Genomic DNA, 17,472 nt, shown 5'->3' with positions numbered 1-17,472 from the left:
CGTGCTCTAGCGCAGCGCAGGCCTGGCGCCCGCATTGCCAAGCAGGGAGGCGCCGGCCCCGGCGCCCACCGCGGCGCCGAACTTCTTCAGCACCCGCTCGGGCAGTCCTTCGTGCTTGGTGTAATCGACGATGTCATCGGTCTTTAATTCATTGCGGGCCACTGTATTGACGGTGCCGAAACCATCGGCAAGGCCCAGTTCCACTGCGCGCGCGCCGCTCCAGAACAGGCCGGTAAACATTTCCGGCGTTTCCTTGAGCCGCTTGCCGCGCCCCTGGCGCACGACGTCGATGAACTGCTGGTGAATTTCATTGACCATGCCGCGTGCATACTCGACCTGCTTGGGCTGCACCGGGCTGAACGGGTCCATGAAACCCTTGTTCTCGCCTGCCGTCAGCAGCCGGCGCTCGATGCCCAGCTTGTCCATCAGGCCAGTGAAGCCGAAGCCATCCATCAATACGCCGATGGAGCCGACGATGCTAGCCTTGTTGACATAGATGCGGTCGGCCGCTGCGGCAATGTAATAGCCGCCGGAGGCGCACATTTCGTCCACCACGACATACAACGGCTTTTGCGGATAAGCCTTGCGCAGGCGCTGAATCTCGTCGTTGATGATGCCGGCCTGCACAGGGCTGCCGCCGGGGCTGTTGATGCGCAGGATCACGCCGACCGCCGCCACATCGGAAAAGGCGCGGTTCAGGGCGGGTATCACGGAATCGGCCGAGCCGCTTCCGCCACCGCTTTCGATGGTGCCGTCGATCTCGATCAGTGCGCTGTGCTTGCCCACGGCCTCCATATCGGCGCCGGTATAGTCGAACGCCAGCGCCAGGCCCAGCAGAATCAGGCCGACGAACAGGAAGCGGAAGAAAATATTCCAGCGGCGCCGGGCGCGCTGCTCGGCTAAAGTTGCAAAGGCCAGCTTTTCCAGGGTTTCACGTTCCCAGGCGACGCTGCGCAGCGGCGCTTCGGGCGGCGTGGAGGAGGCAGTCGAATTATTCTGGTTATCCATGCTCATTGTTATCGCTCGTTGCTTGGTTGCCTGCCTCAGGCCCGGACTGGACGGATGTAGTCGTCCGGCTGCCAGTAGATTTTGCCCTCTCGCTCGACGACGCTAATCGGGCGAAGGCTGCCGCCGCGGCAAGGGCCGCCCGCGCAGCGCCCGGTGTCAGGGTCGTAGAGTGCGCCATGGGTGGAACACATCAGATAGAGGCCGCTCAGTTCGAAGAACTGGCCTTCGTTCCAGTCCAGCTCGATCGGCACATGGGCGCAGCGGTTCAGGAAGCCGCGCACGCTGCCGCCGTAGCGCACCACAAACCCGGTGCGGTCTTCAGAGCCGGCGGTGACCGGAAAACGTACGCCCCTGCCGCCCTCTTCAAGTTCCGCCGCTTCGCAAACGAAAATATCGGTGTCGCTCATCAGGCGTGCTCGTTGAGCCAGGCATGCAGATGCGGCACGGAATCCGCGGTGAAGAGGGGGTTGAGCGGCTTGAGCTCTTCGGGCGTATGAGCGCCATAGTGCACGCCGATGCCGCCGGCGCCGGCGTTGATGGCCATCTGCAGGTCATGGGTGGTATCGCCGATCATGACGGTGCGCCTGAGATCCTGGCCAAGTTCCCGGGTCAGCTCCTGCAGCATGGCCGGATGCGGCTTGGAGAAGGTTTCATCGGCGCAGCGAGTAGCGTCGAACACCGACAGCAGCTTGGCGGTGTTGAGCGCGCGGTTGAGCCCCACCCTGCTCTTGCCGGTGGCCACTGCCAGGAAATAGCCCTGCTGGGACAGGTCGGCAAGCATGTCCGCAACGCCGTCGAACAGCGTCAGTTCCTGGTCCTGGGCAAGGTAATGGTAACGATAGCGCTCCACCATGCGCGGATAGTATTTTGGATCGAGGTCAGGCAGCACCGCTTCCATCGCGTCCTGCAGGCCGAGGCCGATGACATAGGACGCCGCCCGATGGTCCGGAACCGGCAGGCCGAGGTCGCGCGCGGCGGCCTGGATGCACTTGACGATGGTGCCGGTGCTGTCCATCAGGGTGCCGTCCCAGTCGAATACGATGAGATCAAATTGTTTTCTTGGCATGATGTGGCCGTTCAGGCCCTTTCGCTTTCTGGTAACGACATTCTAGATAGTTGCAAATTGTGCGTCATCCCGCGGCTTGCTGTTCCAGTGCCTTGAGCAGGCGCTGGCATTCCGGCGGCAGTCCCGCCTTCAGCGTGACCGGCTTGCCGCTGTCGGGATGAATGAAGGTCAGCTGGTGCGCATGCAGGAACATGCGCTTGAAGGCCGCCCTCTGCCCTTCGGAACGCTGCATTTCGCGATTCAGGGCGAAGTCGCCGTATTTATCATCTCCGACAATCGGAAATCCGCTCGATGCCAGATGCACCCTGATCTGGTGGGTCCGCCCGGTTTTCAGTTCCGCTTCGAGCAAGGCATAAGGCCCATATTTTTTCACAAGGTTGAAAATCGTGTGCGACGCCATGCCGTCGGATTGCACCCTGACCCGCCGCTCGCCGTCCGCTGTGCTGTATTTATGCAGCGCCAGCCGGATGTGCTGGCGCGGATTGGTCCAGTCGCCTTTCACCAGCGTGAAGTAGCGCTTGTCGAGGCTGCCTTCCCGGATCTGCTCGTGCAGATTGGTCAGCGCGGAGCGCTTTTTGGCCAGCATCAGGATGCCCGAGGTATCGCGGTCCAGCCGGTGCACCAGTTCGAGGAACTTGGCATCCGGGCGGGAGGAACGCAGCTGCTCGATCACGCCGTAGCTCACGCCGGAACCGCCATGGACCGCCACCCCTGCCGGCTTGTCGATGACCAGCAGATGGCTGTCTTCGAGCAGGATGGTGAATTCGGCGCCCGGCGCGCCCGAGGGCGCACGTTCGCTGGTGCGCACCGGCGGCAGGCGCAGCACATCGCCCTCGCATAGCCGGTAGGTCTGGTCGACGCGGCCCTTGTTGACGCGCACCTCGCCCGAGCGCAGCACCCGGTAGACATGGCTTTTCGGTACGCCCTTGAAGATGCGCAGCAGGAAATTGTCGATACGCTGACCGGCTTCTTCTTCCGAAATCGTGACCAGTTGGACTTGGCTGAGGACTTGTGGTTGCGCTGTTGCGGCCGGGATTCTTTCGCTGTTCCCTGAAAAGCTCGCTAAGTCCTTCATTTTGAATATATAATCGACCGGCCGTAGCCAGGAGGCTGCGGCGTAAGTGTAAGAATAAAAAGCACATTCTACACAGGGGCGTCTCCATCGGCCTCGCCTTATTGCAAATTCGATGGAAAAGATGTGTATGCAGCATTTGTTGCGCGAGCCAGGGTTGCCACCGTTGTTGCAATCGGGCGGCGCGCGGAAATGTTGGATCGGATGTCTGGATGTTCAGGATTTTTCCGGCGAGAGCGCCTGTTGTGCGGGCTCGCTGGTGGATGTGGTTGTACCCGGGTTGCCGAAACTGTTGAACCATGACGTTCCGTTAGGCTTGACCGAGCTGTCTCGTACCGATGTTGCCGTGTTCCGCGCGCCTGCCCCTTGCATGTGCGTCCGGCCTGCTTTCAGTACGCACTCGGCACCCGGATAAAACCGCGTCAGCGCCCGTACGGCTTCAGCGCATGCGCTGCGACGCCGCACACCAAGGCAATTCCCTTCGGACACTCCGCCCTGCAGCGTGTCTGGATTGAATGGACTCAACGAGGCCGAGGTCGATTTCCCTCGGACCAAGGCGTGCCAACGCGCCGTACCGGAAGTACGGCGAGGATGCACGATGCAGTGCCGACGGCAATGCAACCGGCTTCGTGAGGCCAGTCAGACCAGACACGCTCCAGCATGCGCCCCATAAATGCCAGCCGCATACGGCGACACGGGTTGCCAGCGGCATTGAAGATGACCTCAAGGTCACGGAGTGAATCATGAAACGCATGCTATTCAACGCCACGCAGCAGGAAGAACTGCGCGTGGCGATTGTCGATGGGCAGAAGCTCATCGACATCGACATCGAAACCAGCGGACGCGAGCAACGCAAGTCCAACATCTACAAGGGCGTCATCACCCGCATCGAACCCTCCCTCGAAGCCTGCTTCGTCAACTACGGCGAAGAACGCCACGGCTTCCTCCCCTTCAAGGAAGTTGCCCGCAGTTATTTCAAGGAAGGCGTGGACGTACGCACCGCCAGCATTCGCGACGCATTGCGCGAAGGCCAGGAAATCGTGGTGCAGGTGGAAAAGGAAGAGCGCGGCAACAAGGGCGCGGCGCTGACCTCCTTCATTTCGCTGGCTGGCCGCTACCTGGTGCTGATGCCCAACAATCCGCGCGGCGGCGGCGTTTCGCGCCGGGTCGAAGGCGAAGACCGCCAGGAACTGCGCGAGACCATGGACAAGCTGGACCTGCCCAGCGGCATGTCGGTCATTGCCCGCACCGCCGGCATCGGCCGCAATGTCGATGAACTGCAGTGGGACCTGAATTACCTGATGCAGCTCTGGCGCGCCATCGAGGGCGCCGGCCAGTCCGCTTCCGGCGCCTTCCTGATCTATCAGGAATCCTCGCTGGTGATCCGCGCGATCCGCGACTACTTCCAGCCCGACATCGGTGAAATCCTGATCGACACCGACGACATCTACGACCAGGCCCAGCAGTTCATGAGCCACGTGATGCCGGATATGGTGCACCGGGTCAAGCGCTACCGCGACGACGTGCCGCTGTTCTCGCGCTTCCAGATCGAACACCAGATCGAGACCGCCTATTCCCGCACCGTGCCGCTGCCATCGGGCGGCGCCATCGTGATCGACCATACCGAAGCGCTGGTGTCGGTCGACGTCAACTCCGCCCGCGCCACCCGCGGCAGCGACATCGAGACCACCGCGCTCAACACCAACCTCGAAGCGGCCGATGAAGTGGCCCGCCAGTTGCGCCTGCGCGACCTCGGCGGCCTGATCGTGATCGACTTCATCGACATGGAAAACTCGAAGAACCAGCGCGAAGTCGAGACCCGGCTGAAGGATGCGCTGCACTTCGACCGCGCCCGTGTGCAGATGGGCAAGATTTCCCGTTTCGGCCTGATGGAACTGTCGCGCCAGCGCCTGCGCCCGTCGCTGTCGGAAGGCAGCCACGTGACCTGCCCGCGCTGCAACGGCACCGGCCATATCCGGGACACCGAGTCGTCCGCCCTGCAGGTGCTGCGCATCATCCAGGAAGAGGCGATGAAGGAAAACTCGGCCGCGATCCATGTGCAGGCGCCGGTCGATGTCGCCGCTTTCCTGTTGAATGAAAAGCGCGGCGAGATCCTGAAGATCGAGACCCGGCACCGCGTCAGCGTGATCCTGATTCCAAACAAGCATCTGGAAACGCCGCACTACAAGCTGGAACGCCTAAAGCATGACGATCCGCGACTGGAAGACATGCAGGCCAGCTACAGCATGGCCGACGCGGCGGAAACCGACATCGGCTACGACAAGCGGCAGAAGGAAGAAGCAAAGCCGCGCCAGGAGGCGATGGTCAAGAGCATCACGCCGGACCAGCCGGCGCCTATCGTCGAGCGCAAGGCGCCCGAGCCGGCACCGGCTCCGGTGGCGCCCGCGCCCCAGGTTGAGGAAGGCTTCCTGAGCCGCCTGTTCGGCCTGTTCCGCAAGAAGCCGGTGGTCGTTGCACCAGTGCCGGCGCCGGTCGCCGCGGCCAAGCCGGAAGTGGCGCGCGAACGTGCCGAGCGCAACCAGCGCGGCAATGGCCAGCGTGGCCGTGCCCGCGGCGGACGCGGTGGCCGTGAGCGCGATGAGCGCGACGCCGGCAAGGTCGAAGGCCGTGACGACATGCTGGCCAAGCCAGCCGCCGGCGCCGTGCCGGCAGCGGCGCCGGCCGGCCAGTCCGTGCGCCCGCCACGTCCTCCGCGCGAGCCGCGCGAGGCCAGGGAACCGCGTGAAAACGCCGAGGGTCGTCGCGAGCCGCGTGAGGCACGCGAGCCGCGCGAGGCTGGTGAAGGCAAGCGGGAGCGCGCACCGCGCGCACCGCGCGAGGAGCGCAAGCCAGCCGCACCCGTGGCGGCAGCCAGCGAGGAAGCATTGCCACTGACCGCGGCGGCAGTCGCGCCGGAAATCCCGGCGGCTGCGATTGCGGCATCGGCGGCCGAGACCGGCGCCGAGCAGGAAGGCCTGGAAAACCAGATGGCCGAGACCGGCGAGGAAGGCGATGACCAGCCGCGCCGCCGTCGCCGTCGTGGCGGCCGCAACCGCAATCGTCGTGAACGTGAAAACGGCGAGATCGGCGAAAACGGCGAGGAACTGGAAGCGGGCGCCGCCATCGCCGGCGAAGCCGCAGCCATTGCCGAAGAGCAGGCTGCCAGCCAGGCGGCTCCCGACGCCACCGTGATCGCGGTAAGCACGGTGGACGTCACGGTCAGCCATACCACGGTGGAAGTCGTGCCCGCCGAAGCGAGCGCACAGCCGGAACAGGCAACGCCTGCCGCCGACGAAGCGGCGCCGACCGTGCCTGCGCAAACCAGCGAAGCCGTGGCTGATACCGAAGCGAGCGCCATTGCGCCCGCAGCGGTGGATGCCGAGGCGGCCACGCTGGCCGAAGCTGCGCCAGCGCAGCCGGAAGCGCCTGCGGCCGTCGAGCCGGAGCCGACCCGCGCGGTGGACACCGACGCTGCGCCGGCGATGGACGAACAGCCATCGCCAGTTGTCCAGCAAGCCATTGTCCAGCAAGCCGAAGCGGTTGACGCCAACCCGGTGGAACACGCCGAGAGCGCGCCCGTCGCCGAGGCGCAGCCGGCAGCGGTAGCGCCGGTCGAAGCGGAAGCGACGGAAGCGGCGCAGGCGCCTGCTGCCGCCCAGCCGCAGCCGGTCGCCAGCAGCGCGGCTCCTGCCAAGGCAGGCGCCAACATGCCGCTGCAGGAGCTCAATGCCATGCTCAGCGCCGCTGGTCTGACCCTGGCAAGCACCGATCCGGAGAAGCTGCGTGCAGCCCAGGAAGCGGCTGCCCGCATCCAGCCGGCGCCGCGCGTGCCGCGCGAACGCAAGCCGCTGCCGCCGGTGTCGAACGAGCCGCTGATCCAGGTGGAAACCAATCGTTGATTTCCTGCCCGCCGCGCCCGACGGGCGTGGCGGGCTGCCTGTGCAGCGTACGGCGCGGACTGGAAGACGCTGCGCTTCATGCGCACCAAACCGGTCCGGGCTGGCATTCGACAGCAATGGAACACAACCCAAGGGAGCTTTCGCTCCCTTTTTTCTGCGCCGCGAAAGGCAAGGACAGATGGACAAGACAACGGCGCCGCCCCCGGTCAGCCTCGCTGAAGCGTTCGCCTACTGGCTCAAGCTGGGTTTCATCAGCTTTGGCGGTCCGGCCGGGCAGATCGCCCTGATGCATACCGAACTGGTGGAACGCCGGCGCTGGATTTCCGAGCAGCGCTTCCTGCATGCGCTCAACTACTGCATGCTGCTGCCCGGACCGGAAGCCACCCAGCTGGCGATCTATATCGGCTGGCTGATGCATCGCACCTGGGGCGGCATCATCGCCGGGGCGCTGTTCGTGCTGCCTTCGCTGCTGATCCTGATCCTGCTTTCATGGATTTACCTGGCCTTCGGCAATCTGCCGGTGGTGGCCGGCGTGCTGTATGGGATCAAGCCGGCGGTGGTGGCGATCGTGCTCGCCGCCGCCTGGCGCATCGGCAGCCGGTCACTGAAGAACGGCTGGCTGGTCGCCATCGCAGCGGCTGCGCTGGTGGCCATCGCGGTGCTGCGCCTGCCTTTCCCGGTCATCGTGCTGTCGGCGGCGCTGGCCGGCATGGTCGGCGGGCGCCTGCTGCCGGCAAAGTTCCAGCCTGGCGGCGGACACGGGCCAGGTGCGCAGGCCAGCTACGGACCGGCGATCATCGACGATGCGACGCCGCCGCCGCCGCATGCGCGCTACAGCGGCCCGCACCTGGCAAAGCTGCTGGCGGTCGGCATCGGGATCGGCATCCTGGCCTGGCTGGCGCTGGCGCTGCTGTACGGCCGCCAGGCGCCGCTGGCCCAGATGGGCTGGTTCTTCACCAAGGCCGCGATGCTGACCTTCGGCGGCGCCTACGCGGTGCTGCCTTATGTCTATCAGGGCGGCGTGGAAACCTATCACTGGCTGACCGCGACGCAAATGATCGACGGCCTGGCCCTGGGCGAGACCACGCCCGGTCCGCTGATCATGATCGTGGCCTTCGTCGGCTTCGTCGGCGGTTGGACCAAGGCGTTGTTCGGCCCGGACCACCTGCTGCTGGCCGGCGCCGCGGCGGCCTGCGTGACGACCTTCTTCACCTTCCTGCCTTCCTTCATCTTCATCCTGGCGGGCGGGCCGCTGGTGGAATCGACGCGTGGCGATATCCGCCTCACCGCGCCGCTGACCGCAATTTCGGCGGCCGTGGTCGGCGTGGTGATCAGCCTGGCGCTGTTCTTCGCCTGGCATGTCTTCAGGCTCGACCTGCCGCCGCTGCGCTGGGACTGGGCGGCGATCGCGATCAGCGCGCTTGCCCTGCTGGCGCTGGTGCATTACAAGGCCGATACCATCAAGCTGATCCTTGCATGTGCGGTAGCAGGCCTCGTGGTATCGTACCTGCGTTAAGCGGCCGGGCCATGCGACCGGCCGCCCATGTCAATAGAATGCAACCGAGCCGAACCTGAACCGCCTGCCATGTCATCCAGAATCATTCCCGTCGCCGACTACCGCAGCCTGCCATCGGCGCCGCGCATCCCCGCCAGCCTGGAGCAGCCCACCGGCCTGCTCGCCGACAGCCTGGCGCGTCCGCTGCGCGACCTGCGCATCTCGGTCACCGATCGCTGCAACTTCCGCTGCGTCTACTGCATGCCCAAGGAAGTGTTCGACAAGGACTATGCGTTCCTGCCGCACAGCGCGCTGCTGTCGTTCGAGGAAATCACCCGGGTGGCCAGCCTGTTCGTCGCCCACGGCGTGGAAAAGATCAGGCTGACCGGCGGCGAACCGCTGCTGCGCAAGAACCTGGAGAACCTGGTGGCCATGCTGCGCGCGCTGAAGACGCCGGACGGCCGCGAACTCGACCTGACCCTGACCACCAACGGCTCGCTGCTGGCGCGCAAGGCGCAGGCATTGAAGGACGCCGGGCTGAACCGGGTGACGGTGTCGCTCGACGCGCTCGACGATGCCGTGTTCCGCCGCATGAACGATGTCGACTTCTCGGTCTCGGACGTGCTGCACGGCATCGAGGCGGCGCATCGCGCCGGGCTTGGCCCGGTCAAGGTCAACATGGTGGTCAAGGGCGGCATGAACGACCAGGAAATCGTGCCGATGGCGCGCCACTTCAAGGGCAGCCCGACCATCCTGCGCTTCATCGAATACATGGACGTGGGCGCGTCCAACGGCTGGAAGATGGATGAAGTGATTCCCTCGGCCGAGGTGGTCCGCCGCATTTCCGAAGTGATGCCGCTGCAGCCGGTCGACCCGAACTACAGCGGCGAAACGGCGGCGCGCTGGCGCTATGCGGATGGCGGCGGCGAGGTGGGCATGATCTCCAGCGTGACCCAGGCCTTCTGCCACGACTGCACCCGGGCCAGGCTGTCGACCGAGGGCAAGCTCTACACCTGCCTGTTCGCCACCAGCGGCCACGACCTGCGCGCCCTGCTGCGCGCCGGGCACAGCGACCAGGAGATCTCCAGCGCGGTGGCGCAGGTCTGGCGCGCCCGCGGCGACCGTTACTCCGAACTGCGCACCGGCAGCACCGAAGGGCTGGCGCAAGGCCCGCGCAAGAAAGTTGAAATGTCCTATATAGGCGGATAAAAAGTGTCGATCAAGCAAACACCACCCCCTGATCAAACCACCCACCCCACCCTGGACCAGGTCGTCAGCTGCCTGTCCGGCTATGACCCCGACGCCCTGCCGGTGGCGCAGGCGCAGCAGATCATCCGCAGTTTCGTGCTGCCGCTGCATGCGGTCGAGAAGGTTGCCATCCGCAGCGCCCTCGACCGGGTGCTGGCGGCCGACATCGTCTCGCCGATCAATGTGCCGGCCCATGACAATTCCGCGATGGACGGCTTCGCCTTCGCCAGCGCCGAGCTGGCAGGCGACGCGCCGCTGTCGCTCAGGGTGGTGGGCACGTCCTATGCGGGCCGCGCCTACGACGGCCCGGTCGGCCCCGGCGAATGCGTGCGCATCATGACCGGCGCGGTGATGCCCGAAGGCTGCGATACCGTGGTGCCGCAGGAATTCACCAGCCAGTCCGACACCGCCAGCGTGATGCTGCCGCCGAATGTGGTGCGCCCCGGCGACAACCGCCGGCTGGCCGGGGAAGACCTGGCAGCTGGCCAGCCCGCGCTGGCCCGAGGCAAGATACTGCGGCCGGCCGACCTTGGCCTGCTGGCCTCGCTCGGCGTGGCCGAGGTGCCGGTGCAGCGCCGGCTGCGGGTGGCCTTCTTTTCCACCGGCGACGAATTGCGCTCGATCGGCGAGCCGCTCGACGAGGGCTGCGTCTACGACAGCAACCGCTACACGCTCTACGGCATGCTCAGGCGCCTGGGCTGCGACATCATCGACATGGGCGTGGTGGCCGACGATCCGGCCGCGCTGGAAGCCGCGTTCCGCTCGGCCTGCGAGAATGCGGACGCCATCATCACCTCCGGCGGCGTGTCGGTCGGCGCGGCCGACTACACCAAGCAGATGATGGCCCAGCTGGGCGACGTGACCTTCTGGAAGATAGGCATGCGTCCCGGCCGTCCGATGGCCTTCGGCAAGATCCACTCCGCCGGGCACAGCGCCTATCTGTTCGGCCTGCCGGGCAATCCGGTGGCGGTGATGGTGACCTTCTACTTCTTCGCGCGCGAGGCGCTGCTGCACATGATGGGCGCGCAGGTGCCGCCGCTGCCGCTGTTCGCGGTCCGCTCGCAGGGCGCGATCCGCAAGAAGCCGGGCCGCACCGAATACCAGCGCGGCATCCTGTCGGTGGCCGCCGACGGCAGCCGCGAGGTGCGCATCACCGGCGCCCAGGGCTCGGGCATCCTGCGCTCGATGTCCGAGGCCAACTGCATGGTGGTGCTGGGCCACGAACAGGGCAATGTGCAGGCGGGCGACATGGTCGAGGTGCTGCCGTTCGAAGGGCTGCTGTAGGGCTGTTGTAGGGCGGCCGGAACCTTATGCCGGCTGGCGGCTCAGAATTGACATGATGAAAAAAATCCTGCCCGCCCTGCTGTGCGCGGGCTTCTGCACTATGGCACTGGCGCAGGCCGACCCATCCAGTCAGTCCGATCCGTCCAGTCAGCCCAATCAGTCCGATGCCGGACGGGCTGTCCCGGCGCCGCAAAACCGGCATCAGGCCGATGAACGCGAACGGCAAGGCAACCTGTCAAGGTTGCAGCCACCGTCGCCGGAACGGGCCGAGACGGGCGCGATCAATCCCGCCACCGGCCAGTACTATCCTCCCACCGGCAACGGCGACGTGATCAATCCGTCAACCGGCGAGCGCTATCTCGGCGTCCCGGGCGGCTATGTCAATCCCAATACCGGCGAACTGATGCCGCGCATCAGGTAATCATCCTGCGGGGCAAAACGTGCTTGCCCTTATACGATGAACGTCATACTTTCCAGCGAATTTGTTTGTGCGATATCAAAACATGCGTGCGCCAATAAGCCGTCGTTCGGGCGTATATTGAAGACGTCGATTGAAATCGACATTCGTTTTTAGGCATCATGCCTAAATCCCCTGCGACCCGCTCCAGCCCCTGGCTGCGCGGGTCGCATCACATTGGCCGGCCGGAATCAGGCTGGCTTGTAGAACACGTAATCGGCCTGGTACTTCACGGTTTTCTTCATGCCGGCCATGGATTCGCCGCAGGCGTCCATGGGCGCAACGCCGCCCATGGTGTTGAGACGCTGGATATAGCTCACGCCGCTCATGGCGCCATTGCCGGTCGCCGGGCCGGCCTGCACCAGCTGCAGCGGAATCGCGCCGGCATTCGGTGACGGCGCCACAGCCAGCTGCTTGCCGCCGACCTTGCTGCCGTCAGCCGCTTCCCAGGTCGGGCCGCCATAGTATTTGCCGACCATCTTCCGGTTCATGTCGTAGAGCATCGCGTCCGGGCCGGTGAAGACCCATTCCCACTGGCCGGGCATGCCAGCCTTGGCCCGGCATTCATAGGTCAGATCGCCCATGCCGGTCGTCATCATCGCCACCTTGTGGCCGGCCGGGACACTGACTGCCGCGGGGGCGACGGGCGCCTTCATGTCGCTCATCATCGCCGGGGTGGAACATGCGGCAAGCGTCGCTACCGTCATCACTGCTGCTGCCGCTTTCAATGCGTGTTTCATTCATGCCTCCGTGGGAAAAGGGAAATTGCGCAACTGCCCTCTTTCTACGGCGGACCCGGCGAAACGGATTCAATCCGTGATCAATCTTTTATGCGAGACGGAAAGCGCCCACCGCCTGGCCCAGCAGCTGCACCTGCTGCTGCATGCTGGCCGCGGCCGCCTCGGCCTGCTGCACCAGGGCCGCATTGTCGCGGGTGCCGCGGTCCATCCCGGCGATGGCGTCATTGACGCTGGCGATCCCGGTGGCCTGACCATGGCTGGCAGCCACGATGCGGGCCATGATGGCGGCCACTTCCTGCACGGCCCTGACGATGTCCTCCATGGTGCGTCCGGCCTGCCCGGCCAGGCTGTCGCCGGCATCGACTGCGGCGACCGAGTCGTGGATCAGGGCGGCGATTTCGCGGGAGGCGGCGGCCGAGCGCTGCGCCAGGCCGCGCACTTCCGAGGCCACCACCGCGAAACCGCGGCCCTGCTCGCCGGCCCGGGCTGCTTCCACCGCCGCGTTCAGCGCCAGGATGTTGGTCTGGAAGGCAATGCCGTCGATCACGGCGATGATGTCGACGATGCGGCGCGACCGGGCGCGGATCGCTTCCATCGAATCGATCATCTGCTCCACCACCTGGCCGCCACGCTCGGCGATATCGGCGGCGCCGGCGGCCAGGCTGCTGGCCTGGCGGGCATCGGCATCGTTGTCCTTCACGGCCACGGTCAGCTGCGCCATTGCCTCCGCGGTCTGGCGCAGTCCGGCGGACTGGCTGCCGGTGCGGCGCGACAGGTCGGCATTGCCGTCGGCGATCGCGTGCGCGGCCCCGGCAATCGCCTCGGTGCCGGCATGCACCACCGCCACGGCATCGCGCAGCGTGGTCATCATGCCTTCCAGCACCCGTCCGCCATCGCTCAGCGCGGCGGTGGATGGCGCCGCCAGGGTGATGCGACCATCGCCGGAGGCATTGACCTGGTCCAGCCGCGCGCCCAGTTCCGCCGCCTGGACCGCTTCGCGATGCAGCAGCAGCGACAGATAGGACAGCACCGCCGTCTCGGCCACCACGTAGGCGGCATGCGCAAGCACCCGGCCCAGGCCGGTATCGGTAAAGCACAGCACGCCGAAGCCCCATTCCTGCAGGTAGTTGAAGCTCAGGTGATGCAGCGCGATGACCGCGGCGCCGACCACGATCACCGACCAGTCGCGATAGCAGAGAAGAAAGGCCAGCAGCACGAAGATGCCAAAGTGCAGCTCGGTGGCGCCGGCGGACTGGTGGATGTGCAGGGCTGAAAATACCATCAGCGCGGTTGCCACCACGTAGCGGCTGGTGCGGGAGCCGGGCGCGAGCAGGATGGCGGCGGTAGGACCGAGCGCGGCCGGCAGTCCGATCGCCAGTGCCCAGCCCAGCGTGTCGTGCCAGCCCGCCAGCCCCAGCGCCATGGCGAACATGGTCCAGATCACGGACAGCATCAGGCGGTCGGCCCGGCTGTGGATATTGCGCATGCGCAATGCCTGTTCATGCATGGGTGAAAAGTCCTTCAAACCGATTAAATTTCCATGGAGAAATGTCGAAAACAGGACGGGAGGATAGCCGACAAGTCCCGTCGCGCCATACCCGCCCATCCCGAATTCATGCTCTTTCGTCTCATCACACAGGCACCATGGACAGACTTTCCGAATTCCTGGATAGAAATGTTTTTAACGCGACCGTCTTCTTCGATGGCCGTTTCTGCGGCAACAGTCATTTCCCCGGCGCCGGCGCCCTGGGACAGCTGCATGTGGTGCGCAGCGGCACCGTGGTGATGCATCATCCGGACCGGCCGTCCATCCATATCGACGAGCCTGCCGTGCTGTTCTATCCGCGCGGGCTGCAACACCATCTGGTGGTGCCGCCGGGGAGCGAGGTCAGCCTGGTCTGCGCCAACCTGGCCCTGGAAGGCGAGGATGCCCATGCGCCGACGCCCATGCTTCCGGACTGCCTGCATGTCCGCCTGGCCGACGCGCCCCTGCTGCACTGCACGCTGGAACTGCTCGACAGCGAGGCGCGGAGCCAGCACGGCGGCCGCCGGCTCATGCTGAACCGGCTGTGCGAAGTGCTGGTGGTGCAACTGCTGCGGCATGCCCACGCGACGGGCCGGCTCGAGCAGGATGCGCTGGCTGGCCTGTCCGACCCCGGCCTGGCGCGGGTGCTGGAGGCGGTGCAGCGCCAGCCGGCGCAGCCGTGGCCGCTGGATGCGCTGGCGCGCATGGCCGGCATGTCGCGCAGCAAGTTCGCCAGCCAGTTTCACAAGCAGGTCGGCATGCCGCCGGCCGAGTACATCGCGCAGCGCCGGATGAAACTGGCACGACAGTTGCTGCGTCAGCGCCTGCCGGTGGAGCAGGTGGCGATCCGGGTCGGCTATCAGAGCCAGCCGGCCTTTTCCCGCGCCTTCATCGCCCGGTTCGGCGTTCCGCCGTCGGCCTGGTTGCGTTCCAGGCCGGATCAGGCAGGCGTCGCGGCATAGGCGCATCGCCGCGACCGGAACCCAATTGCCTGCAGCCGGTCAGTACTGTTCCCCCCTTGAGGAGTGATGCATGCCCTACCAGAACCAGCAGCCCGCCGCCGGCCAGACAGGATTGAACTGGCTGATGCATCCGCCGGGACTGCGAACGCTCGCGGCGATGCTGGAAAGCACGTACGGCGAGACGCTGCGGCAGCCGCGCCCGAATTTCGGGCTGGCCGGCCTCGGCCTGGACACGCCGGGCGGCAGCGTCACGGTGCAGGAAGAAACGGTGCTCGATGCACCGTTCGGCCGGCTGCTGCGCTTTCGCGCCGGCACGGCGGACGCGCCGCCGCTGCTGCTGGTGGCGCCGATGTCGGGCCATGCGGCGGCGCAGCTGCGCGACACCGTGCTGGGCCTGCTGCCGGACTACCAGGTGCATGTGACAGACTGGGCCGATGCCCGCGACGTGCCGCTGTCGGCCGGCCACTTCGGCCTGGACGACTACATCGACTATGTGCTGCGCTTCATGCGCGCCATCGGGCCGGGCGCGCACATGGTGGCGATCTGCCAGTCCTGCGTGCCGGCGCTGGCGGCGGCGGCCCTGCTGGCCGAGGACGGCGATCCGGCCCAGCCGCGCAGCCTGACGCTGATGGCAGGCCCGATCGACGCCCGCATCCATCCCAGCCCGGTGAACCGCTTCGCCACCGGGGCGCCGCTGGACTGGTTCGAGACGGAACTGATCAGCGTCGTGCCGGCGCCGCTGCCGGGCGCCGGGCGCCGCGTCTATGGCGGCGCCATGCAGCTGGTGGCGTCGATCGGCATGGAGCAGCGGCGGCGCCTGACCTCGGTTGCCGCCGGTCTGGGCGACCCGCTAATCTTCTGGCGCGCAATGCTGGAACTGGGCAGCGCCCTGCCGCCGCAACAGCCGGTGCTGGACCTGGCCGCCGAATTCTATCTGGACAACCTGCGCGAGGTATTCCAGCGCTGCGCGCTGGCCCGGGGCATGCTGCGGCATCGCGGCCGGCCGGTGCGGCCGGACCGCATCCGCCATGGCACGCTGCTGACGGTGGAAGCGGCGTCGGACGAGATCTGCGGCGCCGGCCAGACCCGGGCCGCGCATGCGCTGTGCACCGGCCTGCCGGCATCGGCCTTGCAGCATCTCGACGTCGAAGGCGCCACCCACCGGGACGTGTTTTCCGGGCCGCACTGGCGCGCTCAGGTGCTGCCTGAATTGCGCCGCATGCTGGCCCACCCTCCCGAAGCCCGCCGGGCAGCCGTGTAACGGCGGCGCGCCCGCTCAGGAAACCATGCCGCGCCGCGGGAACGGCCATTGCAGCGCGCCCTGCCAGGCGCCGGCCGCCACCGTCGCCGCATTCAGCACGCCGTACACCACCAGCGCCAGCGCCTGCGCCGCAAATACCAGCGCCAGGCCGCCCCAGCGCAGCGCCAGCCAGCCGCCGATGGCGCCCACCGCCAGCCGCGCCAGGTTGGACAGCACCGGCCACTTGAGCCGGCCCGCGCCCTGGGAAGCGAAATACAGCGTCAGCCCCAGGCCGAAGAAACCGTAGAACGGTCCGACGGTGCGCAGGTAGAGGCTGCCGGCTTCCAGCATCGCGGGATCGGTGTCGAACAGCCGCAGCCAGGCCAGCGGAAAGGCTGCCGCCAGCAGGCCGATCGCTTCGGTCAGGCCGAAGGCGATTGCCGCGCCCAGCCATGCCGCCTGCAGCGCGCGCCGGCGCTGGCCGCCGCCGATACAGGTGCCGACCATGGCCACCAGCGGTCCGCCGAGGCCGAACACGAGCGGCACCAGCAGGTATTCCAGCCGGGACGCGGTGCCGTAGCCGGCGATCGATGCGCTGCCGAAGCCGCCGACCAGCGAGGTCGTTACCGCGATGGCGACATTGGTCGCCACGGTCGACACCGCGCCGGCCAGCCCGACGCGCAGGATGTCCCAGAACAGGGCGCGCTGAAAACGCAGGCCGCGCAGCCGTGGCCGCAGCAGGCTGCGCGAGGACATCAGGTAAGCCGCCAGCGCGATGGTGCCCAGCAGGTAGTACAGCAGCAGCGCGATGGCGCCGCCGGCGATGCCCAGCGCCGGCACCGGGCCCCAGCCAAAGATCAGCAATGGCGACAGCGGCACCAGCAGCACCGTGCCGGCACAGGTCACGAGCGCCGGCACGGCCATGTTGCCGGTGCCGCGCACCACCGCCGCCAGCGCGTTGAACAGCCAGATCAGGGTCGCGCCGGCAAACACGCAGGAAGAATAGGTCAGCGCCGCGTCCAGCGACGCGCCGCTGCCGCCCATCGCGCCATACAGCCAGCGTCCGCCCAGCAGCACCGCCAGCGTGAAGGCCAGGCCGAATCCGATGGCGATGGCGGCGCCATGCAGCACCAGCGCATTGGCGTCGTCGTGCCGCCGCCCGCCGATGGCGCGCGCAATCGCGGACGCGATGCCGCCGCCCATGGCGCCGCCGGACATCATCTGCATCAGCATCACGGCGGGAAACACCAGGGCCATCCCGGCCAGGGCGTCGGTGCCGAGCTTGCCGACGAACCAGGTTTCAATCAGCCCGGCCGCCGCCTGCGCGGCCATCACCGCGACGTTCGGCGCGCCCAGGCGCAGCAGGGTCGGCACGATGGGCGCTTCCAGCAGCATGCGGGTGCGCGGATCGACGGCTACCGGCCTCGGTGGCGACGCGGCGGCTGCGGTGTGGTCGGGCGATGGATTCATGACGGC

14 protein-coding genes are annotated in these 17,472 nt (G+C 66.7%); 7 read left to right on the top strand and 7 right to left on the bottom strand.

Features of this window, described 5'->3' with window-relative positions:
* Positions 1-6 precede the first annotated feature (6 nt).
* From ABC383_RS02970 to ABC383_RS02955, 4 genes are all read right to left on the bottom strand, one after another.
* Positions 7-1,008 carry a S49 family peptidase gene (locus ABC383_RS02970; protein WP_413011845.1) on the bottom strand — a complete coding sequence of 334 codons (1,002 nt, stop codon included), beginning with the start codon at positions 1,006-1,008 and terminating at the stop codon, positions 7-9.
* A gap of 35 nt (positions 1,009-1,043) precedes the next feature.
* Positions 1,044-1,415 (bottom strand): Rieske (2Fe-2S) protein, encoded by a 372-nt coding sequence (locus tag ABC383_RS02965; protein ID WP_413011843.1) that lies wholly within the window; start codon positions 1,413-1,415, stop codon positions 1,044-1,046.
* Positions 1,415-2,074: an HAD-IA family hydrolase gene (locus ABC383_RS02960; RefSeq protein WP_413011841.1), complete on the bottom strand. Its 660-nt coding sequence runs from the start codon at positions 2,072-2,074 to the stop codon at positions 1,415-1,417. Before ABC383_RS02960 ends, ABC383_RS02965 begins: the two co-directional genes overlap by 1 nt.
* 64 nt (positions 2,075-2,138) lie before the next feature.
* Positions 2,139-3,149, bottom strand: coding sequence for an RluA family pseudouridine synthase (locus ABC383_RS02955; protein WP_413011839.1), 1,011 nt, complete (start codon positions 3,147-3,149; stop codon positions 2,139-2,141).
* Positions 3,150-3,889: 740 nt separating this feature from the next.
* Here ABC383_RS02955 and ABC383_RS02950 point away from each other — a divergent pair.
* The 5 genes from ABC383_RS02950 to ABC383_RS02930 all read left to right on the top strand — a co-directional run bounded on the left by ABC383_RS02950 (position 3,890) and on the right by ABC383_RS02930 (position 11,493).
* The gene (locus tag ABC383_RS02950) at positions 3,890-7,045 is read left to right on the top strand and encodes a ribonuclease E/G (protein ID WP_413011837.1); all 3,156 of its coding nucleotides are present in this window, start codon (positions 3,890-3,892) and stop codon (positions 7,043-7,045) included.
* Between the two features lie 178 nt (positions 7,046-7,223).
* Positions 7,224-8,561, top strand: coding sequence for a chromate efflux transporter (chrA, locus tag ABC383_RS02945; protein WP_413011835.1), 1,338 nt, complete (start codon positions 7,224-7,226; stop codon positions 8,559-8,561).
* A 69-nt stretch (positions 8,562-8,630) separates the two neighbouring features.
* Positions 8,631-9,749 carry a GTP 3',8-cyclase MoaA gene (gene moaA, locus ABC383_RS02940; protein ID WP_413011833.1) on the top strand — a complete coding sequence of 373 codons (1,119 nt, stop codon included), beginning with the start codon at positions 8,631-8,633 and terminating at the stop codon, positions 9,747-9,749.
* Positions 9,750-9,758: 9 nt separating this feature from the next.
* The gene (moeA, locus tag ABC383_RS02935) at positions 9,759-11,072 is read left to right on the top strand and encodes a molybdopterin molybdotransferase MoeA (protein ID WP_413016219.1); all 1,314 of its coding nucleotides are present in this window, start codon (positions 9,759-9,761) and stop codon (positions 11,070-11,072) included.
* Between the two features lie 52 nt (positions 11,073-11,124).
* On the top strand, positions 11,125-11,493 hold the full coding sequence (locus ABC383_RS02930; RefSeq protein WP_413011832.1) for a hypothetical protein: 369 nt from the start codon (positions 11,125-11,127) through the stop codon (positions 11,491-11,493).
* A gap of 227 nt (positions 11,494-11,720) precedes the next feature.
* On the opposite strand, the gene ABC383_RS02925 is transcribed toward ABC383_RS02930, so the two are convergent.
* Both ABC383_RS02925 and ABC383_RS02920 read right to left on the bottom strand, forming a co-directional pair.
* Entirely contained in the window at positions 11,721-12,269 is a 549-nt protein-coding gene (locus ABC383_RS02925; RefSeq protein WP_413011830.1) for a DUF3455 domain-containing protein, read from the bottom strand.
* A gap of 88 nt (positions 12,270-12,357) precedes the next feature.
* On the bottom strand, positions 12,358-13,776 hold the full coding sequence (locus ABC383_RS02920; protein WP_413011828.1) for a methyl-accepting chemotaxis protein: 1,419 nt from the start codon (positions 13,774-13,776) through the stop codon (positions 12,358-12,360).
* 137 nt (positions 13,777-13,913) lie between these two features.
* Here ABC383_RS02920 and ABC383_RS02915 point away from each other — a divergent pair, with 137 nt between their 5' ends.
* Positions 13,914-14,756: an AraC family transcriptional regulator gene (locus ABC383_RS02915; RefSeq protein WP_413011826.1), complete on the top strand. Its 843-nt coding sequence runs from the start codon at positions 13,914-13,916 to the stop codon at positions 14,754-14,756.
* 70 nt (positions 14,757-14,826) lie between these two features.
* On the top strand, positions 14,827-16,017 hold the full coding sequence (phaZ, locus tag ABC383_RS02910) for a polyhydroxyalkanoate depolymerase (RefSeq protein WP_413011824.1): 1,191 nt from the start codon (positions 14,827-14,829) through the stop codon (positions 16,015-16,017).
* Between the two features lie 15 nt (positions 16,018-16,032).
* On the opposite strand, the gene ABC383_RS02905 is transcribed toward phaZ, so the two are convergent.
* Positions 16,033-17,466, bottom strand: coding sequence for an MATE family efflux transporter (locus ABC383_RS02905; protein ID WP_413011822.1), 1,434 nt, complete (start codon positions 17,464-17,466; stop codon positions 16,033-16,035).
* Positions 17,467-17,472: the final 6 nt, after the last annotated feature.

Source organism: Noviherbaspirillum phoenicis (assembly GCF_047237965.1).
Taxonomy (GTDB): domain Bacteria; phylum Pseudomonadota; class Gammaproteobacteria; order Burkholderiales; family Burkholderiaceae_D; genus Noviherbaspirillum_A.
Note: the sequence above shows the minus strand (reverse complement) of the source record. Positions and strands in the feature narration are given on the sequence as shown.